This window comes from Gallibacterium genomosp. 1, from assembly GCF_001678575.1.
Taxonomy (GTDB): Bacteria; Pseudomonadota; Gammaproteobacteria; order Enterobacterales; family Pasteurellaceae; genus Gallibacterium.
In genome coordinates this window covers 13027-38696 of record NZ_JTJP01000016.1, presented here as the reverse complement: position 1 = coordinate 38696, position 25670 = coordinate 13027, and the positions used below count along the sequence as shown (strand labels likewise).

Here is a 25670-nt window from a genome sequence, read left to right as displayed (position 1 = left end):
ATTTTGAGGATACTTTTTTTCGTGGAGCAAAAGGAACTTTCATCGTATAATCAACATCCAATTTTACAAACATAAGCTCAATTTACTTTTTTTCACTTATATCACATCAATACAGAGAGTCATTTTTCGATGAAGATCGCAAAATTAATATTTAGTTCCATTTTGACTGTATTTGTACTGGGCTGCGTTGCTTGCGGCTTATTCTACTTCCACATCAAATCACAGCTTCCTGATGTCAGCGAATTAAAAAATGTTGAATTACAACAACCTATGCAAATTTTTACTGCTGACGGCAAACTGATTGGCGAAATCGGTGAACAACGCCGCATTCCGGTAACGCTGGATAAAATTCCTCAACAGATGATCAATGCGGTTATCGCTACCGAAGATAGTCGTTTCTATGAACATCACGGCTTAGACCCTATAGGAATTGCACGTGCGCTTAAAGTAGCCATCACTTCCGGCGGAGCTTCTCAAGGGGCAAGTACCATTACCCAGCAAGTGGCACGAAACTTTTTTCTTACGCCGGAAAAAAAATTAATCCGTAAAATCAAAGAGGCTGTACTGGCTATAGATATTGAAAATAATCTCAGCAAAGATGAAATTTTAGAACTCTATCTCAACAAAATTTATTTAGGTTATCGTGCTTATGGTGTTGCTGCTGCGGCGCAAACCTATTTCGGTAAGAGCTTAGATCAACTTACACTTAGCGAAATGGCAATGCTTGCGGGTTTGCCAAAAGCGCCATCAACAATGAACCCACTTTACTCCTTAAAACGAGCAACTGATCGTAGAAATGTTGTACTGGCACGAATGCTAGATGAAAAATATATTACTGAAGAACAGTACCAACAGGCACTCAAGGAACCGATTATCGCTAACTATCACGGTTCAAAACTTGAATTACACGCTGATTATGTGGTGGAAGCTGTACGTCAAGAAATGGTGAAATTATATGGCGAAGAACAAGCTTATACTAAAGGATATCAAGTATTTACGACCATTAACTCACAAGATCAAATAAATGCACAAAATGCATTGCGGAATAATCTTCTTGCCTATGATATGCGACACGGTTATCGCAAAAATGTAACTTTATGGAAAGCAAACGAAACAGCGTGGGATAAAGAACATATTATCGGCTTTTTGAATCAACAACCAAATGTGAAACCGTTACAGCCAGCGGCAGTTTTAGAAGTGAAAAACAATAAAGCACAGGTCTTACTTGCTAACGGCGAAAACATTACATTAGATCAAAATGCTGTGAAATGGGCTGGATCTATCAATAAAATTCTACATAGTGGTGATATGATCTGGTTAATGCAAAACGACAAACAGCAATGGTTATTACGCCAAATTCCTTTGGCTAATTCCGGAATGGTTTCTTTAAATAGCACCAATGGCGCTATCGAAGCAATGGTCGGCGGTTTTAGTTTCGCACTCAGCAAGTTTAATCGTGCCACTCAATCGATGGTTCAAGTTGGCTCTTCAATTAAACCATTTATTTATGCTGCCGCTTTAGACAAAGGACTGACTTTGGCAACAATTCTAAACGATGCTCCTATTACCTTACGAAAAGCAGGACAAGCACCTTGGCAACCAAAAAACTCACCGAATGTATTTAATGGCCCATTGCGTTTGCGTGTCGGGCTAGGTTTATCTAAAAATGTAATGATGGTTCGTGCCGTTAATATGGTCGGAATTGATTACATTGCTGATTATTTACAGCGTTTCGGCTTTCAAAAAAATCAATATGCTGCTACCGAAGCTTTAGCACTAGGTGCGGCTTCGTTCACTCCTTTAGAAATGGCTCGTGGTTACGCTGTTTTTGATAATGGTGGTTTCTTAATCGATCCTTATTTAATCCAATCGATTAAAGACAATAACGGTCAAGAAATTTTTACAGCGAAACCGAAAATTGCCTGTTTCCAATGTAGCGATAAACAAATCCCAGTCATCTATGGTGATGTTAAACCAATAGATTTTCTCTCCGTTAAAGTGGATAACTCGGCAACAGAAAACACGCCGCTCGATACTTCACTATCTAACCTTTCTGTTGATGAGGATAATAGCGAAGCCGTTCCGGATGTGCCGGAATTAAATACCAACAATGTACAATTAGAAAATGCACCAAGTTTATTGGGTAAAAATGAGTCTAAAGACAACCCTGCTCAAACAGAATATGCACCTCGTGTATTAAGCGGTAAATTAACCTTTTTAATTCGCAGTGCGTTAAATTCCGGCATTTACGGTGAGCCTAGTGGCGGTTGGGTTGGTACCAGTTGGCGGGCAAAATCAATTGGTCGTCCGGATATAGGTGGGAAAACTGGAACTACCAACAACTCAAAAGTGGCTTGGTATGTCGGTTTTGGTGCAGATTTAGTCACTTCCGTTTATATCGGTTTTGATGACAATAAATTTGACTTAGGGCGCGGCGAATCCGGCGGTAAATCAGCAATGCCAGCTTGGGTTGATTATATGACTAATGCACTAAAACCGTTACCGGTGCGTGAAGATCCTATGCCTGAAGGGATAATTCAAAAACGGATTTCAATGGAGAATGGCTTGCTAACTAACTCGGGCGGTAGAATGGAATATTTCATTGAAGGCACTGAACCGACACAATATTATGTGCCGGAGCAGGGCAATAAAATTATCAATAGTAAAGGTGAAGTGAAAGAATTATTCTAATTAAAATTTGACGTCCTCCCCGCCTTAAAAGGCGGGGAATTCCTATTAGCTCCTATTGCAAGCAATAGACTATTCTTGGTGGGTTCTTGCTGCTGACCTATAATGAAGTTCACTTCACAAGCTCTACTGCCCTGATATTTGATTATGCTTGGACAATTGTTCGCCCACGCTCCAATACATTTAACGCCCCAACCTCATCGGCGTTTTCTGTGTGACCGCATTCCACACACTCAAAATTGGCTTGCGTTTAACGATTTTATTTCGCCGTATGACCGCAACAAGGGTTGGTGCGGCTGGTATTTTGTAGTGCAATTTGGTGATTTTCGCCTTTAATTTCTGCCAATTTTGACTGAATTTCACTTTATTTTTCAGTCATTTTTGCAGTTTGGCTAATTTGCTTTTATAGGTTTTAAACTCATTCAACGGTTCAAAAAATTCCCCATTAGAAAGCGTGGTAAAATGTGCAACGTCCATATCAATACCAATCGTTCCACCCTGATGAGTCGGGATTTCGAGTTTAAATTCCGTTTGAATACTGAACAAAAAGCGTCCGCATTTCATTGAAGCGGTGACATTTTTCACTTCGCCCACCATTTCACGACTGTTGCGATAGAGAACCCAACCGATTTTCGGCAAATACAAGCGGTCGTTTTTCGACTCAATTTTGCAACCTTGCGGAAAACGGAAGCGTTCTTTCAAACCTTTTTTCTTAAATTTGGAAAAGTCTGCACGTTGTTGAAAGAAGTTTTTAAAGGCACGTTCAAGGTCTTTTAAAGACTGTTGTAGTACTTGAGAATGGCATTCTTTAAGCCAACTTAGCTCTTTTCTCCATTGAGTGAGCAGAACGGTTAGCTTTGAATAGATTAATTTAAAACGATTATCTTGTTCGTATTGTTCATTTTGCCAAGCCAATGCTCGATTGAAAAGCGAGAACATCCACAGAACTGTTTAATTCTGCGACTTCACTCACCGTTTGGCATTATCTTGAACTTAAAGGCTTTGCGTAGTATGTATTCGTCAATACATCAAGCAACAGCAAAACACCCGATTAGTTAGGTTTAGTTAAGTTTAAAACAGCACAAGCTGTTGTTTGTGCCTTATATCTATGTCCTGAAGGAGGGAGTTTTACGGCACGATCTGATAAAAAGGCTATCACTGATAGCCTTTTTTTAATCATTTTCAAGTAAGTATAGATGTAACGACTGACAACAATTTTGATATTCTAATCAGGATTGACAAGAACATTGCATATTATGGTTTTCTTTATCACTTAGTTTTCTCTAAAGCCTCTCTCAATAAAGCATTTTCCCTACGTTGCATCTCAATAATTTCATCTTTAGCTTTAATTAATTCGTTTTTATGATCAAGCTGTAATTTTAAATATTCTATCTGTTGAGCCAATTCTTCAGAATTACAAATAATATTAAGGCTTTGATTATCACTTTCTTGGTGATACATCACTATATTTTTTTCTCCAACAGACATTAATTCCAACACATCAATATCAAATACATCTGCAATCTGTTCCAATTTAGGAATATATAATCTTGTCTCACCACGTTAAATTTTAGAATAGCCGTTTGTAGACATTCCCAATTTATTTGCCATTTCTTCTTGCGACCAATTTCTTGATTCACGCAACGATCTAATTTTTTCATTTACTTTCATATATCCCTCACTAATAAGATATTTTCCCTCACTCTTACGGTAGGTAAATACCAACTGCTAGTTGATTGTAGCATAAGCAATCTTTAATAGATAATTGTCAACAATGTTTATTACTATAAGAGGTACATTTATGTTCACTTTTTTAAAGGCATCTCCCCCAGCAGCTCCCATTACAGATCAAAAACAAATTGATAAGGATTATAAACGATTACGTTGGCAAGTATTTTTTGGCGTTTTCATTGGTTATGCTGCCTATTATTTAATTAGAAAAAATTTCTCTTTAGCTATTCCTCACCTAATAGAAGAGTATGGTTATACCAAAGCTCAATTAGGCACAGTCTCTTTTGCCCTCGCTATCGCCACCCATCATTCTCATAATTACTCAAAACAACACTCGTGAAACTACTGATTTCCTATAAATACGGATAAGACAACAATTATCAACTATCCCCTGGTGGTGTAAAGTTTCTGCCACTGGTGCTGTAAAAAGCTGTTGAGAACTATCAGTGATAGACCTATTTTTCATCATTTTCAAGCAAAAGTTGTAATAGCTCAATCGCCAATCTTGCCCGACTAAAACCGCGTTCATCACTCACCAACCAAAAACTTAATTTCTCTTGTTCTGTATTGACTTGACTAATATGCAATAATGGCAACACTTCATCATTTTCCTCAATTTCACCGTTTAAAACCGGTGTTATCAATTGTTCGGCGTGATAGCGTAATAAATCATCCTGTTGCCAAACTAAAGGAATATCAACCTCATTAAACTCATAGCCGACAACTGTTACCATCTGAGATAAGCCATAAAAAACTGGTACTTGAATACTATGTTCAATAAATTGTCCATTAAATTCTGGTAAAATTTTCTGTAATAACAGTTGATCTTTAATGCTCTCCTCCTGGTTATCAATCGGACTAACATTAAACGCTAACCGTTGTTGATCTTCATTTAGCGGAATGCCGTTTAACAATTGTGCGGTTTGTCCAACCAACTCTCTTACTTTTTCCTCGCCTTTATAGGTCATTGGCAATAAAGAAGTTACCATTATCTGAACTAACTGATATTGCTGCAAAATCGGTTTTAACGCCAATGCTAATTGAGAAATCTGCGGATTAGGCAATGAAACAATATTGCGCTGTCTAACCGCCTGCAACGCTTCATTATTCACTCCTGGAACAACCGCCGGAATATCATTTAGATAAGCGCAAATTCCCAACACATCAATCACTATACAACCGGCTTCTGCTGCAGTTGCCACATAAGTTACCTGAGGCAAAGAACCAGCAAATAATAAATAATCATAATTTGCCCAATCGACATCACCAAAACCAAGCTGTTCAACATATTTGCTGTTGAAGCGAATATTCTGTTCCTCTGAAAATTTTTCCGCTTCAATAACAGTGATCGACAAATTGGATAAAGCGCTTTGTTCCAAAATCGTTACCAATTTCTCTGCCAACGAAAAATCAGCCGCAATGGCAATATTTAAACTTGAATTCATTTTCTTCTCCGTGATACGCTGATGCACCTATTTTAACAATTAAAAATTATCACGGGAACGTTTTCAATGACTCCTGCAATCAATCTACTAAAAAAGAAAAAAATTCCATTTACACTTCATCAATATGAACACGATGCTAATAACACCCATTTTGGGCAAGAAGCCGTAGAAAAACTGAATCTCTCACCGCTACAGACCTTCAAAACATTGCTTGTTTCCATCAATAATGATGATAAACATCTCGCTGTAATGGTTGTACCAATTGCTTATAACTTAAGTCTCAAAAAAGGGGCTAAAGCCTTAGGCATTAAGAAAATTGAGATGGCGGATAAACATATTGCAGAAAAAAGTACCGGATATCTTGTCGGCGGTATTAGCCCATTAGGGCAGAAAAAAGTACTACCCACCATCATTTCCACTACTGCACAGCAATTTAAAACGATTTTTGTATCGGGCGGCAAACGTGGCATTGATATTGAAATTCATCCTTCAGATTTAGCTGCTTTGCTACGTGCTGATTTTGCAGATATTAATGATGAATAAAACTTTTTAGTTCAAGCCCCTATTTTTAGATTATTTTTCAACCACATTGTTTCTGATTAAAGCAAATAAAGAAAAAACTAAAAATTTTTATTGATTAGTTTCATAAAATCAGTATTATAAGCACCCGTTGCAATGTGGTGACACGTTGGGTCGTTAGCTCAGTCGGTAGAGCAGCGGACTTTTAATCCGTTGGTCGAAGGTTCGAATCCTTCACGACCCACCATTTATTTTAATACCCTTATGGGTCGTTAGCTCAGTCGGTAGAGCAGCGGACTTTTAATCCGTTGGTCGAAGGTTCGAATCCTTCACGACCCACCACTTACAATATCAAAGAGATGATTAAGTGGGTTATTAGCTCAGTTGGTAGAGCAGCGGACTCTTAATCCGTCGGTCGAAGGTTCGAGCCCTTCATGACCCACCACTATAAAGCACAATCTAATTATTCTGGGTCGTTAGCTCAGTCGGTAGAGCAGCGGACTTTTAATCCGTTGGTCGAAGGTTCGAATCCTTCACGACCCACCATTTCAGATAATTACTTCATAAATTTTCCTAAATGCTTTTATATTAAAAATCAATTATCATTTTTTACAATCTGCATATAATCCTTATTGAAATAAAAATAATCTTAATAAGGAGAATTTTATGCAATTTGAAACACAATGTTTGCACGCAGGTTATCAACCTAAATCCGGAGAACCGAGAGTTCAACCGATTGTACAAAGCACAACTTTTACCTATAACAGTGCTGAAGATATCGGTGATCTGTTTGATTTAAAAAAAGCTGGTTTCTTTTATACCCGTTTAGCTAATCCAACCACAAATGCCGCCGAAGAGAAACTCAAGGCGGTGTCGGCGCATTGTTGTCCACAGCACTACTAAATATCTTGATGGACACGCTGTTGCTATGGGAGGCGTCATTATTGATGGTGGAAATTTTAATTGGAACAACGGCAAGTTCCCTGCATTTACCCAGCCAGATGATTCTTATCACGGCTTAATTTATACAGAAACCTTCGGTGCTGCCGCTTATATCATAAAAGCAAGAGTACAGCTAATGCGTGATCTAGGTGCAACTCCTGCTCCACAAAACAGTTTTTTACTCAATTTAGGAATGGAAACTTTGCCTCTACGTATGCAGGCGCACTACAATAGTGCGCTACAAGTAGCCCAATATTTGGAAAAACAACCTTTGGTTAATTCTGTCAATTACCCTGCTTTAGCCAGCTCTCCTGATTATGCACTCAAACAAAAATATGTACCGAACGGTCTATGCGGTGTCATCTCCTTTGAATTAAAAGGTGGTAGGGAAGCAGCAGCGAAATGGTTAAATGCTCTAAAATTGGTTTCTCGTGAAGTACACGTTGCCGATATTAGAACTTGTACATTACACCCTGCGACTTCAACGCATCGACAATTAAGTGAAGAAGAACTAGATAAAATTAATATTTCTGCTGGACTAATCCGAATCTCTGTCGGAATTGAAAATATACAAGATATTTTGATGGATATTGAGCAAGCCTTTAGTGCACTATAGCTTAATCTATAGTGGATAATATCCTCACTCTATATTTTCAGTTAAAGTTAGGCGCTTATAAGAAATATTCATTATTTAATCTTTATTGTTTAGAAATTCAAGAATAGATGAAATTAATGAACATTTCTTTTTTTATATGTTGCAGTTAGATTGTAAATTAAAAGGAAAACAAAACCCCAACCATTTGGTTGGGGTTTAATCTGAATAATATTTTGAAAATTATTCTGCAACGATGATTACGTTTAATGACGCAAATACTTCACCGTGGAATTGGAAACGCACTTCGTGTTCACCTAAAGTACGTAGTGCACCATTTGGTAAACGCACTTCGCTTTTCGCCACTTCAACACCTTTTGCAGTGATTGCATCAGCGATATCACGAGTACCGATAGAACCGAATAAACGTCCTTCATCACCTGCTTTAGAAGCGATTGTTACTGAACCTAATGCTTCAAGTCTTTCAGCACGATCCATTGCAACCGCTAATGCTTTAGCTGCTTTTTCTTCTAATTCAGCGCGACGGCTTTCAAAATACTCAATGTTTGCTTTAGTTGCCATAACTGCTTTTCCTTGTGGGATTAAGTAGTTACGTGCATAACCAGATTTTACATTTACTTGATCACCAACATTGCCTAGGTGAACAATTTTATCTAAAAGAATTACTTGCATTACCGTATCCTCTCTTGTTGATTACTGATGATTGTCAGTGTACGGTAACAACGCTAAATAACGCGCACGTTTGATTGCACGAGCTAATTGACGTTGGTACTTCGCACGAGTACCGGTAATACGGCTAGGGACAATTTTGCCGCTCTCTGTAATGTAGTTCTTTAATGTAGCAATATCTTTATAATCGATTTCTACTACATTCTCCGCTGTGAAACGGCAGAACTTACGACGACGGAAATAACGTGCCATATGGCTATTCTCCTAATCTATAAATTCGATTTGCTCAGCGTGTAAGACTAATTGGCTAAGCCCATTATTCGTTTTGTGTGAGTGGATAAATCCTGCTACACACACCTTACTGCCGACCGTAATGCTTTGAGTTTGATTTGTTAATTGATTGCCGCTAAGTTGAACCGGTATTTTACACCACGCTTGTCTGGCTAATCCGGCTTCTTGTTGCCGCGAACGATGTTCAAGCCAAAATTGACAATGCGGAATTCCACTCGGGCTTTGATGTCGTTTTGGTTGAGAAACAACAGTGCCTATCAACGAAAAACGATTTTCAATTGTCAAATTACTCTTCAGCATCCTCATAATCGTTGTTATCAACATCAGCTAAAGCTTTACGTTCATCTTTTGCTTTAACCATTGGGGACGCTTCGGTTACGGCGTGCTTAGTACGAATAATTACGTTACGAAGAATTGCATCATTGTAACGGAAAGTTGTTTCAAGCTCGTCGATGACTTCTTGCGGTGCTTCTACATTCATTAACACATAATGTGCTTTGTGTAGTTTATTAATTGGGTAAGCCAATTGGCGACGACCCCAATCTTCTAAGCGATGAATTTGACCACCAGCTTCTTTAACAGAACCTGTATAGCGTTCAATCATCCCTGGTACTTGTTCACTTTGATCTGGGTGAACCATAAACACTATTTCGTAGTGACGCATTGCTGCTCCTTACGGGTTAATCAGCCTCCGACTATAGACCAGTCGCCAATCTGCGGAAGCAAGGAACGAAAAACGGAACGACTGTGAGGTCGCAAATTGTACTCAAACTGACTCAAAAAGCAAGTTAAAAAACTAATTTAACGCTAAAAGATGCAACATTTTCTCTGCCACCCGTTCAACTGTAATTTGCGCCATTAAATCTTTACCGTAAACCTTTGTTCCCCAAGGCAAATCTTGCCACGGCTTACCATACTGTTTTAAGGCATTCTCCGCATATACCGACACCACATCTTCTTTGCTGTAATAAGGTCCGGTGCGTTGTGGATTATGATAAGCATATAATCCAAGTACTTTTGTTCCCACCATTGTCGCCATATGCGCCGGCCCGGAATCCGGTGAAATAACCAAATCGGCTTGAGCCAATAACGCAACCAGCTGCTGTAAAGAGGTTTTACCTGCCAGATTTACCACCGGCAAACGGCATAATCGGCAAATCTCAGCGGCACTGCTCATCTCATATTCACTTGGCGATCCCGAGATAATCACCTGTGCGCCTGCTTCTGTCGCAATATCCGCCAGTTGAGCATAACGATCTAACAACCAATCTTTCTCTTTTTTGCTTGAACAAGGCGAAATAACTACCGTTTTTTTCTCTGGATCAATAAATTGTCTCACATAATGATGATCTTGCTCCGCAATCGGGAACTGCCAATGCGGTGCTGTAATCGGCACACCGATATATTCAGCGAAGCTCAAAAAACCATCCAGCACGTGATAACCTTTCGCTGCGCCGACTTGATGATTAATAAACCATTTTTGCCCCTCTTTTGTGCGCTGTGCATTAAAACCGACTCGATATTTCGCTTTAATTCCTAAAGAGAGAATCGAAGCTCGAATCGCTACCTGCATATCCAACAAAGCATCAAATTTACGCGAACGTAACCTTTTCCATAACGCGAAAACGCCTCGCCACCCCTGTTTTTTATCAAAAATAATAAATTCAATATTAGGGATATTTTTTAATAATTGCGCTTCGACCTTACCAATGACCCAAGTAATTTTGGTCTGCGGATAATAAGCTTGAATCTGCTGTACTGCCGCCAAAGCATTGCAAACATCGCCAATAGCAGAAAGACGTAAAATACAGATAGATTGCGGAGGTTGAGAAAATAACGGCATAGATTTAACTCTTAATATGTTAGAATTGCGCTCTATTTTAATCAAAAACGCAGAAATCCGCAGTAAAACAGGTAGCAAAATGTCGAAAACATACTATCTCTTCGCCGAAAATATTCAGACCGACTCGCCGCAATCACTATTCGATCCTGTTTTTTGGCAAGCACAGCAAGCCATTTTAGGTTCAGCCAAAGGACGCGGCATTACCTATTTTTTAAACACTAAAGATCGTTGGGGAGTAAATTGCGCCTTACGCCATTATTATCGTGGCGGACTGTTCGGCAAATTAGTGAAGGATCATTTTCTGTTTAGCGGAATAAATCAATGTCGTAGCATTAAAGAATTTAACTTACTGCAACAACTTAAACAAAAAAATTTACCTGTACCAAAACCTATCGCGGCAAGAGTTATTCGCTCAGGATGTTGTTACCAGGCGGATATTTTAAGCGAATTAATTGAAAATAGTCAGGACTTAGTCGCTGCTTTACAAAAACACTCATTACATCACGAAATTTGGTACGATATAGGAAAATTAATTCGTCAATTACATAATGAACAAGTTTGTCACAGCGATTTAAACGCACATAATATTCTGCTACAACGCCTTGAAAATCATCAATGTAAATTATGGTTACTTGATTTCGATAAATGCGGTTTTAAAACGGGCGACAACTGGAAACAAGAAAATCTACAACGACTTTACCGCTCATTTCAAAAAGAGGTGAAGCGTTACCATATTCATTTTAACGAAAACAACTGGCAACAATTATTAAAAGGCTATACGGAATAAAGCTCAACTTAATGTCACAGAATTTTCATCATTTCTCAACAAAGATAATATATTATTTTTCCAAAATGGTTTTAAAAACACCTGCCGGCACTAATTTTGCAATATTGCCACCGTGTAATAAAATTTCACGTACCATTGTTGAGGAAACATAAGACCATTTTTCTGATGGAGGGAAAAATAAACTTTCAACACCATTCGTTAACAAACGATTTAAATGAGCAAGTTGCAGTTCATAATCAAAATCACTGGATGTTCTCGCTCCACGAATAATACCCTGAATATTACGTTCTAAAATTAGATGCGCCAATAAACCATCAAATGAGATCACTTCAACATTGTTTAATCCTACTGTAGCAATTTTGACGAAATCTAGCCGTTGTTGCAAACTGAACATTGGCTTTTTGCTCGGGCTTGCTGCTACCGCCACAATCAATCTTGGGAACAATCGCGCTGCACGCATAATAATATCCAGATGTCCATTGGTGATAGGGTCGAATGTTCCAGGATAAATCATTGTTATCATTATTTTTTCTCGCTTAAATAAGGTAATAAAATGTTTAGAGTACGTTGTAAGGCACCACGATTCTGTTGCAATATACGATAGCCGTTTTGTCCATATTGCTCGGCTTTCTGCGGATTTGTCAACAAAGCACTAATCTGCTGAACCAGTGCAGATACACTATTTTCGATCACCATCACGCCGCCAACTTCACGCAAGTTTTGATAAATCTGTCGAAAATTAAACAAATATTGCCCTGTGATTACCGGCAGTTTAAACAACAACGGCTCAAGTGGATTATGTCCGCCACGCGCAATAAAACTGCCACCGACAACCGCAATATCCGCCAACGCATATAATTTTAGTAATTCGCCCATTGTATCGCCCAACAATACCGTTGTTTGTGGATCTATCGGCGCTCCAAAGCTCCTTTTTTGATAACAAAATTGCTGTTGTCGCAACAATTTTTCCACTTCGGCAAAACGTGCGGAATGGCGTGGCACAAGAATCAACAATAAATTTGGGTATTGTTGTAGTAATTGTTGATGAGCCTGCAACATCATCGTTTCTTCACCTTCGTGGGTGCTGGCAGCAATCCACACCGGACGCTGCTGCAACATTGCCATTTTCTGCTGACGATCATCAGCAATTTCCTCGTCAGAAACAGTCAAATCAAACTTTAAATTGCCACTGCAACTGATTTTGTTTTTATCAACACCCAAGCGTTGATAACGTTCCGCACTTAATTCATCCTGTGCGGCAATATGGGTAAACGCCTGCCAAATCGGCATAAGAGAATGCCGCAAATAAGCATAATGTTTAGCAGATTTATCTGATAAACGTGCGTTGATTAAAAACAGTGGAATATGACGATTCTTAATTTGTTGCAACAGATTAAACCACAACTCTGTTTCAACAATAATAAAGCATCGAGGCTGTAACTGTTGCAAAAAAAGGTTCATTAAAAACGGCAGGTCAAACGGCAGATAACAATGTTGGACAAGGTTACCAAACAAAGCCTGTACACGTTCCGAGCCGCCTGGAGTAAAAGTGGTAATGGTTATGGGTACATTCGGAAACTGTGCCAATAATTGTTTCACCAACGGCGTAACCAACAACACCTCACCAACTGAAGCCGCGTGAATCACAACACTCTGTTTTTGCAAAGATTTTGTTAAAGCAAAGCGCTCACGCCACCGTTGACGATACCCTATCTCTTTTCGACTTTTGTACAAAAAAGTGAGTAGAATAAAGGGTAAAGCGATAATAAAAAGTGCATTATAGATGAAAAATAACATTATTTACTTCTCTTTCAAAAATCGATCTACTCCATTTTCACAATCGACAATTTTTTGCTGTATTGTTTTTTCCAATAACTGATCATTCTGTGGTAATGCATCTCTGGCTTCTTCGTTATGCCACAAATGATAAGCGATAGCCGCAAAACGAATATCTTTTCGTTTCATTCCCGCATTATAAAAACGAGCAACAAACTCGCTATCTTCTCGTCCCCAACCAACAAAGTCATTATTAAAACCATTGATTTTTAAAGCATCTTCACGGAAAAATGCCATATTACATCCTCTAACACCTTTATAATATTGGCTACGCTCCTTATGCAAAATTCTATTTAACCAATATAAATGGCACGCAGATAAACGTTTTTCAAAACGAGTTTCAATGCCAGGTTGATACCATTTAATGATCGGATAACGTTCAGGATGTTGTAGAATATGCTCCGTTTTTTCTTTGGGCAAAGACACTCTACTACCTTGAATAAAAACACCTTTTTTCGCATAACGGATATGATCCTGAATAAATAAAGGATGCAAAACCATATCGCCATCAATAACGATAATATAATCTCCCGTTGCTTTTGCTAACGCCCTATTTCTAGATTCTGCCAATCGAAACCCATCATCCGGTTGCCAACAATGAATTAAAGGAATAGGGAACTTCTGTTGATATCGTGAAATTAATTGTGCGGTTTCTTGGCGAGAACCATCATCTGCCACTAATACTTCCATTGGTAATACTTTTTGTTGCAATACCGAATTTAAGACCGCCTCTAACGCATCGGGACGATTATAAGTTGTAATAATCAAAGAACTACTAAGTTTTTGATTATATTCTATTAATTTCACATATTTATAATAAGCCCCCATTGCATTGGCACAGGAAATAACAAAACCATCTTGTCCATCTAAAAATCCTTTTTTCAAAACATAATGTTTAAAAAATGAAGAGAAACCGTGCCCTATTGCAGAAAAAACAGAGGCTTTTTTTCTCCCTTGTTGCTGCTCTGCGAACAAGGTTGTGTATTGTTGCATTTTCTGAATAAGATCAGCAGCACCATCAAAAGAATAGTGCAAGAAAGGTTGTTTTAATTTTATGACTTGGATATTTTTAGGAATTTCAAGTGCCTCGTGTACTAATTTTTGATTAAATTGCACTTGTTGACGGTGATATAAGCGAGGAACATAATTTGGATACCAACCGCAGGTTTTAATAACTCGACCTCGATAATGATTTAATCTAGATAAAGAATATACAAAATTTGTTTTTGTTAAATCTATCTGCTTTAATTCTTCAATAAGTGATTTAGGTAAAATCTCATCACTATCAATATTTAAAATCCAATTATGTTTTGCATATTCAGCAGCTAAATTTTTTAAAGGTCCAAATCCAATAAAAGGTGAATATTTAATAACAACATTAGGGAATTGCTTAGCAATTTCGATTGTTCGATCTGTAGATCCATTATCCAATACAATAATTTCATCAAAATCTGCTAATGCTTTTAATACTTTTTCTAAATATTTTTCTGAATTTTTCACTAACATAGTGATACTAATAGCAAGATTTGAACTCATATTTTCCTCTTTTTAAAAAATCTACATTCTAAATGTAAAACTACCCGTTAATAAAATACGATAATTTATAATAACTATCTATTTTATAATAGATAGTTATGCAATCCCATATAAACAAAAATCCTCTTCCTTGACGGTAAGAGGATTCTTTTCACCACATAATATAATATATTACTTCACACGAGCCACATACTCGCCAGAACGAGTATCTACACGGATAACTTCACCAATTTGAATAAATAATGGTACACGCACTACCGCACCGGTGCTTAATGTTGCCGGTTTACCGCCTGTTCCTGCTGTATCGCCTTTCAAGCCCGGATCAGTATCAACCACTTCCAACTCAACAAAGTTTGGTGGAGTCACATTGATTGGAGAACCGTTCCATAAAGTTACGATACACTCTGCCTGATCCAACAACCATTTATCATTATCACCAATCGCTTTCGCATCTGCAGCAAGTTGTTCAAAAGTTTCATTGTTCATAAAATACCAAAATTCTTCATCTTTATATAAGAAAGTAAGATTAGTATCAACAACATCTGCCGCTTCGACAGTTGAACCTGATTTAAAGTTCACATCTAATACTTTGCCTGAAATCAATTTACGAATACGAGTGCGAGTAAACGCTTGTCCTTTCCCCGGTTTTACAAACTCATTTTCTACGATTACACAAGGTTCGCCATCTTGCATAAATTTAAGACCTGGTTTGAAATCGCTGGTAGAATAGCTTGCCATAATATCCTCATTAATATTTAATTGTCTGTTCAATTCACCGCACAATTCACAAAAAATTGTGCAACTTTAGAAAAGTTGGAAGTATATATCCCTAACAGTTGAATTTTCAACTTTTTAAGAAGTTTTTGATAAAAATAATGTCATTTAACAGAAGACATAGGTAAAAAAGTCATCATATGATAAAGCAAAACATTAAATTTGGAGCAGATTCCGATTGGACTGAATACTTAACCACTGCGGTTTCCGATCCGATTCAACTTTTAACATTACTGAATTTACCGCTCGAACCTTATCAACAACATTTGGCTGCGCGCCGTTTATTTGCAATGCGCGTGCCAATGCCGTTTATAAATAAAATGGAAAAAGGCAATGCCAACGATCCTCTTTTTTTGCAAGTGATGACTGATGCTGCCGAATTTCTGCAAACACCCGGATTTGTGAAAGATCCGCTGCAAGAACAGGATAATGCCATCCCTAATTTATTACATAAATATCATAACCGTGTGTTGCTGATGGTAAAAGGTGGCTGTGCTGTCAATTGCCGTTACTGTTTCCGCCGCCATTTCCCTTATGAGGATAATCCGGGAAATAAAACGAATTGGCGTAAAGCATTGGATTATATTGCTCAACATTCCGAAATTGAGGAGGTGATCTTTTCCGGCGGTGATCCATTAATGGCGAAAGATCGCGAATTAGCGTGGTTACTTGAGCAGTTAAATCAAATTCCACACTTGAAAACTGTGCGGATTCACTCTCGATTACCAGTGGTCATTCCACAACGTATTACGCTCGAATTGTGTCGATTATTGGCAGACTTACCGCTTAACAAAGTGCTGGTGTTACATATTAATCACGCAAATGAAATTGATGCACTATTAATCAACCGCCTACAGCAATTAAAGCAATCAGGAGTAACGCTACTGAATCAATCAGTGCTTTTAAAAGGGATTAATGATGATGCACACACTCTCAAAACACTGAATGATAAACTATTTGCTGCCGGTATTTTACCCTATTATCTTCATCTGTTGGATAAAGTGGAAGGAGCAAGCCATTTTTGGATTGATGATGAACGTGCTTTAGCTATTTATCGACAATTAATTGCTTCATCTTCCGGTTATCTTGTACCGAAACTTGCGCGTGAAATTGCTGGCGAAAAAAGTAAAACTTGGTATAGCTAAAAATATTTAAATAAATCGTGATTAGCCTTAGTCATTGCCTATTTTTTCCTTTAAAATAGCCAACGAAAATATGGTAGACACTTCTGTCTGCCAAGAAAGAATTTTTTTATCATTCAAAGTTATCATATTACTTTGAATCAACAGCATTGTTATAATAATGATTTTTAACCAAAATTTGAGGTATAACCGTGAGTAACACAGACAAGGAACAGCAAAGCGAACAACAGGACGCTAAACAGAACGAATTAAATTTAGAATTTAATGAATTTGAGCCTATCACACCTAAAAGACCAGCAGTTGAAACTGCACCTTCTTTTATCGATAAACTAAAAGGTATCTTTTATAAAAAAACGACACAAGCGGAAACCTTTCAGCAAGCAGAAGTTGGGCAAACTGTTGAGAATACAGAAAGCAACGACTTTACCGCTGAACCGGTTACTACACACAAAACATCACCATTAGCCAATTTGTCAACACGTTCTCGCCGTTTGCTTATTAGTGCCGCTGTGTTGGTTATCATCATTGTGTTATTTCTTTGGTTAAAACCTAACAGCCAACCGGTAGATAGCCTACAATCTCAAGATAATAATTTGCCAATTGAATTTCAGCCAATTGATCCGAATGCTACTAATGCCAACAATGAAGGTGTGCCAACAATGCAAACCGAAGAGCAAGCAATGGATAATGCCAATGACAACATAACAGATTCGACTACAGCCAATAATAATGCTACCGTTACTGCTGAAACACTCACACAAAACAGTACCGCATCGGCTCCATCAGTGGATAATACCCCAATTACGACTGATGAAAACAATGTAGCTGCGACTAATCAAGCACAAACTCCGGCTGTTGCTCCGGCTCCGGTTATCCCAGCACCGAAAAAAACAGAACAGAAACAGGCTCTCAGTCAGGCTGAAATTGATAAAATTGAAAAACAAGCGTATGAAGCTGAACAAGCTCGTTTAATTGCAAAAGCAAAAGCCCGTGCTGAACAGCGAGCTAGAGAAGAGTTTAAAGCAAAACAGCAGAAACAGAAAGAGCAAGAACAGCGTAAAGCACAAGCCATTCTTGACGGCAAAAATGTTCCTGTTGTTGATGCCAAACCTGTCACTAGAAGTAGCTCAAAATCCACTTCATCTACAACAAACGTTTCAAGTGGTGGGCAAGCTAAAACATTAACTATTCCGGCAGGTACTTCTTTGATGCAGGTGTTCCGTGATAACAATCTGAACATTGCCGATGTAAATGCAATGACTAAAGCAAATGGTGCCGGTAATGCATTAAGTAGCTTCAAACCAGGAGACAAAGTTGCCATCAAAGTAAACGGTGGTCGCGTTTCAGAACTCCAATTACCTAATGGAGCAAAATTTATTCGTCAAAGCAATGGTTCTTATATTTATCAAAAATAGTCATAAAACCATCTGTAACTAGGTGGTTTTGACCTAACAAAAAAGGTTCAACCTCTCGGTTGAACCTTCTACAATTTGATTATTCAGAAAATACTTTTTTACTCAAAAGAATCTTTCAAACGTTCACTGGCACGTCTTGCCTCTCCTTTATGTTGCAATTTATTGAGCTGACGTTCTAATTTTTCTTGTACATCATTAATGGCTGCATACATATCTTCGTGTTCCGCTTTCGCAACAAGGTTACCGAAAGGTGTACCAATCATAGCTTCCACTCCAAATCCTTTTGGCAGTTTTTGTAAAATAAAATGAGGATTTATTAACTGGGTTTGCCATTTGCCTAATTTTGCTAAACGTTCTTCAATGTGGGAACGAATTGCTGGGGTAATTTCCATTTGTTTGCTTGTAATATTTAGGGTCATAACATTTACCTCTCATAGTAATAAGACTGTTGCCAGTCAAGAAAAAATCTTGTTCTTGATTAAGAACATAATGCCGTATGATCAGCTTTTCAAGCCTTTTATCGTTTATTTTTCAGAATAGTGAAGTAGGTCAAATTTCTAAAATAATCTGCTTTACATTTTTAGATCGTGCTTTTTCGTCCATACTGATTTTTATGTTAGAATGCGCCCCATTCTTTGACTCAAACGATAATATTATGCAGACTGACTTTTCCGAATCACATTACAATCAACAGTTAGAAGATAAAGTTTATTATCTAACTCAACTACTTAAACCTTTTTTTCAGGGTGAAATTAAGGTTCATCGTTCCGCATTAAAACATTATCGAATGCGTGCTGAATTTCGGGTTTGGCACGATGGTGATGATCTTTATCACATTATGTTTGATCCGAAAAGTAAGCGGCGCTATCGCATTGATCAATTTCCAATTGCTTCAACATTAATCAATGCAATAATGAGCGCATTAGTACCATTGCTTAAACAACAACCTATTTTGCGTAATCAATTATTCCAGATTGATTATCTCAGTACCGTCAGCAATAAAATTATCGTCAGTCTGCTTTACCATAAAAAGTTGGATGAAACTTGGATCGCTGCCGCAAAACAACTGAAACAACAGCTTGAACAGCAACAATTTGATGTGCAAATTATCGGGCGCGCCAATAAACAGAAAATTTGCTTGGATCAGGATTTTATTGATGAAGTGTTGCCAATCAACGGCAAAAACTATATCTACCGCCAAGTTGAAAACAGTTTTACCCAACCGAATGCCGGCATTAACTGCCAAATGATTGAATGGGCATTATCCTGCACAGAAAATGCCAAAGGTGATTTGCTAGAACTCTATTGTGGTAATGGCAATTTTTCAGTGGCTTTAGCACAGCATTTTAGAAAAGTGTTGGCGACTGAAATCGCCAAACCTTCAGTACAGGCAGCACAATTCAATATCACTGCCAATCATATTGATAATTTACAAATTATTCGAATGTCGGCAGAAGAGTTTACGCAAGCATTACAAGGCGTGCGCGAATTTTATCGTCTAAAGGGAATTGATCTTAAACAATACCAATACAACACTATTTTTGTTGATCCGCCTCGAGCTGGGTTAGACGCAGAAACTTTAAAAATGGTGCAACAATATGACCATATTCTTTATATTTCCTGTAATCCGCAAACTTTAGCAGAAAATTTAACCGTTTTAAGTCAAACTCATCATATTGAGAAAGCAGCACTTTTTGACCAATTTCCTTACACACGCCATATCGAAAGCGGTGTCTATTTGGTGAGGAAATAATGCAGATTCAGCTTATTAATCAATCCGGTGATGATGAAAAATTTGGTCAAATTATCGAAAAATGGCAGTTGGAAAATGATCTAAAATCACCATTTGCCTTAGTTTTAGAGCCGCAACGCTTGGTACTTTATAAGACAGATGAAACTAAACTCGGAGCTATTTGTGTGGACTTCGTCTCTGGCGCAATGGCTTATCGACGTAAATTCGGTGGTGGTCGTGGTGAAGCAGTGGCTAAAGCTGTTGGCGTAAAAAAAGGAAAATTACCAAAAGTTCTTGATGCAACTGCAGGTTTAGGACGAGATGCTTTTGTGTTGGCATCAATCGGATGTGAAGTGTCATTGGTGGAACGCAATCCGATAGTAGCTGCTTTATTAGAAAATGGCTTACAACGTGCTTATAGAGATGCTGAAATCGGTGAGTTTATGAAACAACGAATGAAATTATTACCAGTTAAAACAATAGCTGAACTTGATCCGAACACTGAAAAATTTGATGTTGTTTATCTTGATCCTATGTTTCCGCATAAAAATAAAAGTGCGTTAGTTAAGAAAGAGATGCGTGTTTTTCAGTCGTTGGTCGGAGAGGACTCAGATGCCGATCAATTATTAACAACAGCGTTGAAACTAGCTCATCGGGTAGTGGTGAAACGCCCTGATTATGCTGGTTATTTGGCGGAATGCAAACCGCACTTCAGCCAAACAACCAAAAATCACCGTTTTGATATATACATCAACCACGAGCCTGTTGCATTTGCGCAAGATTAAGTAGTGCCAATTTACGCATAATGGCTTTTAAAACTACACCATAAACCGGAACAAAAAATAACAAACCAATCAGAAGTTTAAATAAATAATCAACAAAGCCAATTTCTACCCAGTTCTCTGCCATAAATGCATCGCTACTACGATAAAACGCAATCGCAAAAAAGGCAAATGTATCGCATAAACTACCGAAAATCATTGAACTGCTCGGAGCAATCCACCAAGTTTTTAATTGTCTCAAACGATTAAATACCAACACATCCAATAATTGTCCAAATACATAAGCCGCAAAACTAGCGATAGAAATACGAAATACGAACAAATTAAAAGTCGCCAAAGCACTTAAGCCCTGATATTGTGTATCAGAAAAGAGCGTGGAGATAACATAACTGACAATAAGCGCCGGAAACATCACCCAAAAAATAATCCAACGAGCTTCTTTTGCGCCAAACACGCGAACTGTAAGGTCGGTTGCTAAAAATATAAATGGAAAGGTCAATGTTCCCCAGGTGCTATGGAAACTGAAATCCAACCACGATAAATCAATTGTGAATGGAATTTGCACAAGGTAATTACTGATAGCAATGATAAAAATGTGGAAAAATGAAAGTAAAATTAATGCACGGCGTTTTTGACGATCGCCGAAAATCGCTTGAGCTGATACCATATTGTGTCCTTTTTATCTCAATGAAAATCTTTGGGGTGAGGGAACCCAACTACAAAAATAGGGGGTGAATGATACGCCGATGATAAAATTTTGCAAGAAAAAGCATATAATATGCCAAAATTAAACAACAAAAGGAGAACTAAGATGACACAGAAAATTGCTATTTTACTAACTAACGGTTTTGAAGACTCTGAAGCCTTGGTGCCAAATGATCTCTTCAAACGTGCCGGTTTACACACTGACCTAATTTCCATTGATGACACTGAAATCGTTTCCTCTTCCCATAATGTCAGCGTGGTTACAGATCGATTACTTAACCAAACTGATCTGAACGCTTACGATTTAATAATGCTTCCGGGAGGTCAAGTCGATCTCGAAAAATATGCTATGTTATCTGATATTTATCATCAATTTGCACAACAACAAAAATGGATTGCCGCTATCTGTGCTGCTCCAACAGTATTAGCTAAATTAGGATTATTAAAAGGCAAAAATGCTGTTTGCTATCCTTCAATGCGTGCTGACTTAATTAATAACGAGGTGAATTATCGTCATCTCGCTACCGTCATTGATGCGCCGTTTATTACCGGTCGAGGACCAGGAGCTGCCTTCGATTTCGGCTTGGCGATTGTCGCTCAATTACTGGGTATTGATGTGGCTGAACAGTTAAAACAACAACTTTATTACTAAATAATTCTTGCCCATTTATTTATCCGGCCATTCTAACGATTAACATAAAAAAGGAAAGAATAATGCAAAACTATGGCGTTACCATTTCAACATTTGGCGAAGCGGATGTACTTCAATTTCAGCCCCAATTACCAATGCCGACTATCAGTGCCAAGCAGGTTTTGATCGAAAATCACTTTGCTGGCGTGAATCCAGTTGATTTTAAAACGCGTAAAGGATTAGGCTGGGGAGCGGAAAAATTTAAATCACAATTGCCAGCTGTGCTAGGTTTCGATCTTGCCGGAATCGTGATTCAAGCCGGTAAAGAGAGCGGTTTCATCGTTGGTGAGCGTGTTGCCGCACTTACTTTTGACGGCGGAGCTTGTAGTCGTTATGTTGCTGTCGATGCTGATCTAGTTGCACGCATACCGAATGCTGTTTCCTTACAACAAGCGGGAGCAATGCCAACCGTTGCCGTTACCGCATTACAAATTTTAAAACAAGCAAATGTTTCCAGCGGACAAAAAATATTAATGTCTGCACCGTTGGGCGGTGTCGGACATTTATTATTACAGCTTTTGGCAAAAGAGAAAGTACATATTACAGTCATTTGTTCTGAAGCCAAACAGCAACAAGCATTAACTTTAGGCGCAAATCAATCCGTTGATTATCATCATCCTGATGCTTATCCCGATCTAAATGCCGATCTTTTCATTGATTTAGTAGGTGGTGAAAGTGGTGTCGCTGCATTAAAAATGGTGAAAAAAGGGGGACGTGTTATCTGCATCCCTACCATTCACGTACCATTATTGCAACAAGCAGGGACTGAGCAGCAACTCATTGTCGAAAAAATGTTAGCTGTACCGAATCATCAAGATCTTGAAACAATGTTGAATTATGTAGCAAAAAACTGTTTACGGTTAAATATTGCTCGAGTTTTTCCAATAACTGAAATTCAACAGGCACACCGTCAACTCGAAAGCGGACATACTAATGGTAAAATTGTGTTAGATTTGCAACTTGGATAAGTTATGTCATTAAGTGAAAAAGAAAAAATGGCGGCAAAACTGCCGCATTTCCCGTATGATCCAGAATTAATTCGACTTAGACAACAAGCGAAGCAGATGTTGTTTCAACTCAATTATCAGCTTGCACCGGCTGATTCGCAACGTAAGCTATTATTAGAACGTCTGCTTGGTAAATGCGGCGATAATTTGCATATCAATTCGCCGTTTTTCTGCGATTATGGCTTTAATATTGAAGTTGGCGACAATTTTTTTGCTAATCATCAATGCACCATTTTGGACAGCGGCAAGGTTTCCATCGGTGATAATGTGATGTTTGCCCCTAATGTCAGTCTTTATACGGTGGGGCATCCATTGCATTATCAGCAAAGAAATCAGGGCTATGAACAGGCAAAAGAAATTATTATTGAAGATAATGTCTGGATTGGAGGTAGTTGTGTGATTTTAGGTGGTGTTACCATCGGTGAAAACAGCGTTATCGGTGCCGGCAGTGTAGTAACAAAATCGATTCCGGCAAACAGTTTAGCGTTCGGCAACCCTTGTCGGGTGATTCGAGAAATCAACGATCAGGATCGTAAACAGTATCAACAACTGCTGGATCGCTCTGTTTAAAACCACCAATTCAAGCTACAATTAGCTAACACAAATAACAGAGATAAAAAAAGCCGCCCCAAACACTAGGCGGCAAATAACCTAAGGAACTAATTTAAACAACCATTATGTTGCACCTTTTCAGACAAACCTGCTCTGAAAAAGTTCAGTCAAAATCAAAATTTTTTTAAAGAAGGGTTTTCACTATGCCATTATTAGACAGTTTTAAGGTTGACCACGTTAAAATGAATGCCCCTGCGGTGCGTGTTGCAAAGACAATGCAAACGCCTAAAGGCGATAAAATTACGGTTTTTGATCTTCGTTTTTGCAAACCGAATCAAGACAATATCAGTCCGAAAGGTATTCACACTTTGGAACATCTTTTCGCCGGTTTTATGCGTGATCATCTCAATAGTGACAGCGTTGAAATTATTGATATTTCACCAATGGGTTGCCGCACCGGATTTTATATGAGTTTAATCGGTACGCCTGCGGAACAACAAGTTGCGGCGGCATGGGAAAAAGCAATGCAGGATGTATTGTCGGTGAAAAGCGAAAAAGAGATCCCGGAATTAAACCAATATCAATGCGGAACCTACACTGAACATTCATTAGCGGATGCTCAAGCAGCAGCGAAAAAGGTGCTTGCTCAGGGAATCGGCATTAATCACAATCAAGATTTATTACTTGATGACCGTTTTTTAAATCAATAATGACCTTAAGCCAAGCTGCTCTGCTTGGCTTTTTATTTGCCCACAACATTGAAGGAATAAAATTCTATGACAACATTAGGTACACCTCTCACTTCCACTGCCACAAAAGTAATGATGCTCGGCTCCGGAGAATTAGGTAAAGAAGTCGTAATTGAATTACAACGTTTAGGTGTAGAAGTTATTGCAGTTGATCGTTATGCTGACGCACCGGCACACCAAGTGGCACACCGTGCTTACACCATTTCAATGTTAGATGGTGATGCACTCAAAAGTCTTATCGAAAAAGAAAAACCGGATTACATTGTTCCGGAAGTAGAAGCCATTGCCACCGATACTTTAGTCGAATTGGAACAGCAAGGCTATAATGTTATTCCGACCGCAAAAGCTGTTAAGCTAACAATGAATCGTGAAGGTATCCGCCGTTTAGCTGCCGAAGAGTTAGGGTTACCAACATCACCATTCCAATTTGTCGATAATTTTAAAGATTTCCAACAGGCGGTGGAAAAAATCGGCTTACCTTGCGTAGTTAAACCCATTATGAGTTCTTCTGGACACGGACAAAGCATTCTCAAAAATAGAGAGCAATTACAGCAAGCGTGGCAATACGCACAGGAAGGTGGTCGTGCCGGCGGAGAACGGGTAATTGTCGAAGGTTTTATTCATTTTGATTATGAAATCACCTTATTAACCGTACGCCATCGTGGTGGCACCTCTTTCCTTGCACCAATCGGTCACATACAGGTTGACGGCGACTATCAGGAATCTTGGCAACCACAAGCGATGAGTGAAATTGCATTGCAAAAAGCACAACATATCGCTGAAAAAATCACCAATGCACTAGGAGGTCATGGTATTTTCGGTGTAGAAATGTTTGTTTGTGGTGATGAAGTCATTTTTAACGAAGTCTCTCCACGTCCGCACGATACCGGAATGGTAACACTGATTTCTCAGGATTTATCCGAGTTTGCTTTACACGCAAGAGCAATTTTAGGATTACCGATTCCCCAAATAAAACTATTGGCGCCAAGCGCTTCTAAAGCGATCGTAGTAAAAGGAAAATCAAACCAAGTTCGTTTTGGTAATCTCGAAAATGTTCTTGCCGAATCGGATACTAATCTCCGCCTATTCGGGAAAAGAGATGTGAATGGACATCGCCGCTTAGGCGTGATTCTGGCGAGTGCCGATAGTGTTGAAACAGCACGAGAAAAAGCAAACCGAGCCTATCAAAAATTAGAAATCACGCTTTAAAATATAAATTTC

28 protein-coding genes, 4 tRNA genes and 2 pseudogenes are annotated in these 25670 nt (G+C 38.5%); 18 read left to right on the top strand and 16 right to left on the bottom strand.

Annotation, left to right across the window (positions count from 1 at the left end; all coding sequences use genetic code 11):
- The first annotated feature begins 129 nt into the window (after positions 1-129).
- Entirely contained in the window at positions 130-2691 is a 2562-nt protein-coding gene (locus QV04_RS04380) for a penicillin-binding protein 1A (RefSeq protein ID WP_039166278.1), read from the top strand.
- 180 nt (positions 2692-2871) lie between these two features.
- Here QV04_RS04380 and QV04_RS11760 read toward each other — a convergent pair whose 3' ends face one another.
- The 4 genes from QV04_RS11760 to QV04_RS11755 all read right to left on the bottom strand — a co-directional run bounded on the left by QV04_RS11760 (position 2872) and on the right by QV04_RS11755 (position 4359).
- The gene (locus QV04_RS11760; RefSeq protein ID WP_231924858.1) at positions 2872-3051 is read right to left on the bottom strand and encodes a hypothetical protein; all 180 of its coding nucleotides are present in this window, start codon (positions 3049-3051) and stop codon (positions 2872-2874) included.
- A 12-nt stretch (positions 3052-3063) separates the two neighbouring features.
- The gene (locus QV04_RS04375; RefSeq protein ID WP_231924857.1) at positions 3064-3627 is read right to left on the bottom strand and encodes an RNA-guided endonuclease InsQ/TnpB family protein; all 564 of its coding nucleotides are present in this window, start codon (positions 3625-3627) and stop codon (positions 3064-3066) included.
- Between the two features lie 330 nt (positions 3628-3957).
- Positions 3958-4221 (bottom strand): hypothetical protein, encoded by a 264-nt coding sequence (locus tag QV04_RS04370; RefSeq protein WP_052121777.1) that lies wholly within the window; start codon positions 4219-4221, stop codon positions 3958-3960.
- Positions 4222-4251: 30 nt separating this feature from the next.
- Positions 4252-4359 carry a helix-turn-helix domain-containing protein gene (locus tag QV04_RS11755; protein WP_231924856.1) on the bottom strand — a complete coding sequence of 36 codons (108 nt, stop codon included), beginning with the start codon at positions 4357-4359 and terminating at the stop codon, positions 4252-4254.
- A 130-nt stretch (positions 4360-4489) separates the two neighbouring features.
- On the opposite strand from QV04_RS11755, the pseudogene QV04_RS04365 reads away from it, so the two are divergent.
- Positions 4490-4720: pseudogene (locus tag QV04_RS04365) on the top strand (glycerol-3-phosphate transporter); the annotation flags it as partial.
- A gap of 154 nt (positions 4721-4874) precedes the next feature.
- On the opposite strand, the gene QV04_RS04360 reads toward QV04_RS04365, so the two are convergent.
- Positions 4875-5864 (bottom strand): Asd/ArgC dimerization domain-containing protein, encoded by a 990-nt coding sequence (locus QV04_RS04360; protein WP_065233225.1) that lies wholly within the window; start codon positions 5862-5864, stop codon positions 4875-4877.
- Between the two features lie 66 nt (positions 5865-5930).
- Between QV04_RS04360 and ybaK the strand changes: the two genes are divergently transcribed.
- The 6 genes and pseudogenes from ybaK (at position 5931) to QV04_RS04330 (ending at position 7941) form a co-directional block, all read left to right on the top strand.
- A complete protein-coding gene (ybaK, locus tag QV04_RS04355) occupies positions 5931-6407 on the top strand; it encodes a Cys-tRNA(Pro)/Cys-tRNA(Cys) deacylase YbaK (RefSeq protein ID WP_065233224.1) in 477 nt (158 codons plus the stop codon).
- A gap of 147 nt (positions 6408-6554) precedes the next feature.
- Positions 6555-6630: transfer RNA gene (locus tag QV04_RS04350), tRNA-Lys, on the top strand.
- Positions 6631-6649: 19 nt separating this feature from the next.
- Positions 6650-6725: transfer RNA gene (locus tag QV04_RS04345), tRNA-Lys, on the top strand.
- Between the two features lie 27 nt (positions 6726-6752).
- Positions 6753-6828: transfer RNA gene (locus tag QV04_RS04340), tRNA-Lys, on the top strand.
- Between the two features lie 25 nt (positions 6829-6853).
- Positions 6854-6929 (top strand) — tRNA-Lys (locus QV04_RS04335).
- Positions 6930-7049: 120 nt separating this feature from the next.
- Positions 7050-7941: pseudogene (locus tag QV04_RS04330) on the top strand (PLP-dependent transferase).
- Positions 7942-8160: 219 nt separating this feature from the next.
- Here QV04_RS04330 and rplI read toward each other — a convergent pair.
- The 5 genes from rplI to QV04_RS04305 form a co-directional block, all read right to left on the bottom strand.
- The gene (rplI, locus tag QV04_RS04325; RefSeq protein WP_065233223.1) at positions 8161-8610 is read right to left on the bottom strand and encodes a 50S ribosomal protein L9; all 450 of its coding nucleotides are present in this window, start codon (positions 8608-8610) and stop codon (positions 8161-8163) included.
- A gap of 21 nt (positions 8611-8631) precedes the next feature.
- Positions 8632-8859, bottom strand: coding sequence for a 30S ribosomal protein S18 (gene rpsR, locus QV04_RS04320; RefSeq protein ID WP_005759927.1), 228 nt, complete (start codon positions 8857-8859; stop codon positions 8632-8634).
- 12 nt (positions 8860-8871) lie between these two features.
- Positions 8872-9198 (bottom strand): primosomal replication protein N, encoded by a 327-nt coding sequence (priB, locus tag QV04_RS04315; RefSeq protein ID WP_013746287.1) that lies wholly within the window; start codon positions 9196-9198, stop codon positions 8872-8874.
- Entirely contained in the window at positions 9185-9562 is a 378-nt protein-coding gene (gene rpsF / locus QV04_RS04310; RefSeq protein WP_013746288.1) for a 30S ribosomal protein S6, read from the bottom strand. Before rpsF ends, priB begins: the two co-directional genes overlap by 14 nt.
- A gap of 132 nt (positions 9563-9694) precedes the next feature.
- A complete protein-coding gene (locus tag QV04_RS04305) occupies positions 9695-10741 on the bottom strand; it encodes a glycosyltransferase family 9 protein (protein ID WP_065233222.1) in 1047 nt (348 codons plus the stop codon).
- A 79-nt stretch (positions 10742-10820) separates the two neighbouring features.
- Here QV04_RS04305 and QV04_RS04300 point away from each other — a divergent pair, with 79 nt between their 5' ends.
- Complete coding sequence (locus QV04_RS04300; protein WP_419177508.1) at positions 10821-11528, top strand: 3-deoxy-D-manno-octulosonic acid kinase; 708 nt, start codon at positions 10821-10823, stop codon at positions 11526-11528.
- 52 nt (positions 11529-11580) lie between these two features.
- Here QV04_RS04300 and coaD read toward each other — a convergent pair whose 3' ends face one another.
- From coaD to efp, 4 genes are all read right to left on the bottom strand, one after another.
- Positions 11581-12051, bottom strand: coding sequence for a pantetheine-phosphate adenylyltransferase (gene coaD / locus QV04_RS04295; RefSeq protein ID WP_039133994.1), 471 nt, complete (start codon positions 12049-12051; stop codon positions 11581-11583).
- Positions 12051-13325 (bottom strand): lipid IV(A) 3-deoxy-D-manno-octulosonic acid transferase, encoded by a 1275-nt coding sequence (waaA, locus tag QV04_RS04290; protein WP_065233220.1) that lies wholly within the window; start codon positions 13323-13325, stop codon positions 12051-12053. Before waaA ends, coaD begins: the two co-directional genes overlap by 1 nt.
- A 3-nt stretch (positions 13326-13328) precedes the next feature.
- Positions 13329-14900 (bottom strand): glycosyltransferase family 2 protein, encoded by a 1572-nt coding sequence (locus QV04_RS04285; protein WP_065233219.1) that lies wholly within the window; start codon positions 14898-14900, stop codon positions 13329-13331.
- A 171-nt stretch (positions 14901-15071) separates the two neighbouring features.
- Positions 15072-15638, bottom strand: a complete 567-nt coding sequence (gene efp, locus QV04_RS04280; RefSeq protein ID WP_039133985.1) for an elongation factor P — start codon at positions 15636-15638, stop codon at positions 15072-15074.
- Positions 15639-15814: 176 nt separating this feature from the next.
- Here efp and epmB point away from each other — a divergent pair, with 176 nt between their 5' ends.
- Positions 15815-16819 carry an EF-P beta-lysylation protein EpmB gene (gene epmB, locus QV04_RS04275; RefSeq protein ID WP_065233218.1) on the top strand — a complete coding sequence of 335 codons (1005 nt, stop codon included), beginning with the start codon at positions 15815-15817 and terminating at the stop codon, positions 16817-16819.
- 188 nt (positions 16820-17007) lie between these two features.
- Positions 17008-18231 carry a LysM-like peptidoglycan-binding domain-containing protein gene (locus QV04_RS04270; RefSeq protein WP_065233217.1) on the top strand — a complete coding sequence of 408 codons (1224 nt, stop codon included), beginning with the start codon at positions 17008-17010 and terminating at the stop codon, positions 18229-18231.
- A gap of 98 nt (positions 18232-18329) precedes the next feature.
- Here QV04_RS04270 and raiA read toward each other — a convergent pair whose 3' ends face one another.
- Positions 18330-18650 (bottom strand): ribosome-associated translation inhibitor RaiA, encoded by a 321-nt coding sequence (gene raiA / locus QV04_RS04265; protein WP_013746297.1) that lies wholly within the window; start codon positions 18648-18650, stop codon positions 18330-18332.
- A 236-nt stretch (positions 18651-18886) separates the two neighbouring features.
- Here raiA and trmA point away from each other — a divergent pair, with 236 nt between their 5' ends.
- Together trmA and QV04_RS04255 are read left to right on the top strand one after the other, a co-directional pair.
- Positions 18887-19984: a tRNA (uridine(54)-C5)-methyltransferase TrmA gene (gene trmA, locus QV04_RS04260; protein ID WP_065233239.1), complete on the top strand. Its 1098-nt coding sequence runs from the start codon at positions 18887-18889 to the stop codon at positions 19982-19984.
- A complete protein-coding gene (locus QV04_RS04255) occupies positions 19984-20748 on the top strand; it encodes a class I SAM-dependent methyltransferase (protein WP_065233216.1) in 765 nt (254 codons plus the stop codon). Before trmA ends, QV04_RS04255 begins: the two co-directional genes overlap by 1 nt.
- On the opposite strand, the gene QV04_RS04250 is transcribed toward QV04_RS04255, so the two are convergent.
- Positions 20714-21412, bottom strand: a complete 699-nt coding sequence (locus tag QV04_RS04250) for a 7-cyano-7-deazaguanine/7-aminomethyl-7-deazaguanine transporter (protein ID WP_065233215.1) — start codon at positions 21410-21412, stop codon at positions 20714-20716. The genes QV04_RS04255 and QV04_RS04250 overlap by 35 nt on opposite strands.
- A 144-nt stretch (positions 21413-21556) precedes the next feature.
- On the opposite strand from QV04_RS04250, the gene QV04_RS04245 reads away from it, so the two are divergent.
- From QV04_RS04245 to purT, 5 genes are all read left to right on the top strand, one after another.
- Positions 21557-22102, top strand: coding sequence for a DJ-1 family glyoxalase III (locus QV04_RS04245; RefSeq protein ID WP_065230585.1), 546 nt, complete (start codon positions 21557-21559; stop codon positions 22100-22102).
- A 62-nt stretch (positions 22103-22164) separates the two neighbouring features.
- The gene (locus QV04_RS04240) at positions 22165-23109 is read left to right on the top strand and encodes an NADP-dependent oxidoreductase (protein ID WP_065230584.1); all 945 of its coding nucleotides are present in this window, start codon (positions 22165-22167) and stop codon (positions 23107-23109) included.
- A gap of 3 nt (positions 23110-23112) precedes the next feature.
- Positions 23113-23718 (top strand): sugar O-acetyltransferase, encoded by a 606-nt coding sequence (locus tag QV04_RS04235; protein WP_065233214.1) that lies wholly within the window; start codon positions 23113-23115, stop codon positions 23716-23718.
- Positions 23719-23903: 185 nt separating this feature from the next.
- Positions 23904-24410 (top strand): S-ribosylhomocysteine lyase, encoded by a 507-nt coding sequence (luxS, locus tag QV04_RS04230; protein ID WP_039083128.1) that lies wholly within the window; start codon positions 23904-23906, stop codon positions 24408-24410.
- Between the two features lie 66 nt (positions 24411-24476).
- Positions 24477-25658 carry a formate-dependent phosphoribosylglycinamide formyltransferase gene (gene purT / locus QV04_RS04225; RefSeq protein ID WP_065233213.1) on the top strand — a complete coding sequence of 394 codons (1182 nt, stop codon included), beginning with the start codon at positions 24477-24479 and terminating at the stop codon, positions 25656-25658.
- Positions 25659-25670: the final 12 nt, after the last annotated feature.

Bases quoted from the DNA above. Each gene is read 5' to 3' on its own strand.
- QV04_RS04380 (WP_039166278.1), top strand. From the start codon at position 130: ATGAAGATCGCAAAATTAATATTTAGTTCCATTTTGACTGTATTTGTA.
- QV04_RS04375 (WP_231924857.1), bottom strand. From the start codon at position 3,627: ATGTTCTCGCTTTTCAATCGAGCATTGGCTTGGCAAAATGAACAATAC.
- QV04_RS11755 (WP_231924856.1), bottom strand. From the start codon at position 4,359: ATGAAAGTAAATGAAAAAATTAGATCGTTGCGTGAATCAAGAAATTGG.
- QV04_RS04360 (WP_065233225.1), bottom strand. From the start codon at position 5,864: ATGAATTCAAGTTTAAATATTGCCATTGCGGCTGATTTTTCGTTGGCA.
- ybaK (WP_065233224.1), top strand. From the start codon at position 5,931: ATGACTCCTGCAATCAATCTACTAAAAAAGAAAAAAATTCCATTTACA.
- rplI (WP_065233223.1), bottom strand. From the start codon at position 8,610: ATGCAAGTAATTCTTTTAGATAAAATTGTTCACCTAGGCAATGTTGGT.
- rpsR (WP_005759927.1), bottom strand. From the start codon at position 8,859: ATGGCACGTTATTTCCGTCGTCGTAAGTTCTGCCGTTTCACAGCGGAG.
- priB (WP_013746287.1), bottom strand. From the start codon at position 9,198: ATGCTGAAGAGTAATTTGACAATTGAAAATCGTTTTTCGTTGATAGGC.
- rpsF (WP_013746288.1), bottom strand. From the start codon at position 9,562: ATGCGTCACTACGAAATAGTGTTTATGGTTCACCCAGATCAAAGTGAA.
- QV04_RS04305 (WP_065233222.1), bottom strand. From the start codon at position 10,741: ATGCCGTTATTTTCTCAACCTCCGCAATCTATCTGTATTTTACGTCTT.
- QV04_RS04300 (WP_419177508.1), top strand. From the start codon at position 10,821: ATGTCGAAAACATACTATCTCTTCGCCGAAAATATTCAGACCGACTCG.
- coaD (WP_039133994.1), bottom strand. From the start codon at position 12,051: ATGATAACAATGATTTATCCTGGAACATTCGACCCTATCACCAATGGA.
- waaA (WP_065233220.1), bottom strand. From the start codon at position 13,325: ATGTTATTTTTCATCTATAATGCACTTTTTATTATCGCTTTACCCTTT.
- QV04_RS04285 (WP_065233219.1), bottom strand. From the start codon at position 14,900: ATGAGTTCAAATCTTGCTATTAGTATCACTATGTTAGTGAAAAATTCA.
- efp (WP_039133985.1), bottom strand. From the start codon at position 15,638: ATGGCAAGCTATTCTACCAGCGATTTCAAACCAGGTCTTAAATTTATG.
- epmB (WP_065233218.1), top strand. From the start codon at position 15,815: ATGATAAAGCAAAACATTAAATTTGGAGCAGATTCCGATTGGACTGAA.
- raiA (WP_013746297.1), bottom strand. From the start codon at position 18,650: ATGACCCTAAATATTACAAGCAAACAAATGGAAATTACCCCAGCAATT.
- trmA (WP_065233239.1), top strand. From the start codon at position 18,887: ATGCAGACTGACTTTTCCGAATCACATTACAATCAACAGTTAGAAGAT.
- QV04_RS04255 (WP_065233216.1), top strand. From the start codon at position 19,984: ATGCAGATTCAGCTTATTAATCAATCCGGTGATGATGAAAAATTTGGT.
- QV04_RS04250 (WP_065233215.1), bottom strand. From the start codon at position 21,412: ATGGTATCAGCTCAAGCGATTTTCGGCGATCGTCAAAAACGCCGTGCA.
- QV04_RS04245 (WP_065230585.1), top strand. From the start codon at position 21,557: ATGACACAGAAAATTGCTATTTTACTAACTAACGGTTTTGAAGACTCT.
- QV04_RS04240 (WP_065230584.1), top strand. From the start codon at position 22,165: ATGCAAAACTATGGCGTTACCATTTCAACATTTGGCGAAGCGGATGTA.
- QV04_RS04235 (WP_065233214.1), top strand. From the start codon at position 23,113: ATGTCATTAAGTGAAAAAGAAAAAATGGCGGCAAAACTGCCGCATTTC.
- luxS (WP_039083128.1), top strand. From the start codon at position 23,904: ATGCCATTATTAGACAGTTTTAAGGTTGACCACGTTAAAATGAATGCC.
- purT (WP_065233213.1), top strand. From the start codon at position 24,477: ATGACAACATTAGGTACACCTCTCACTTCCACTGCCACAAAAGTAATG.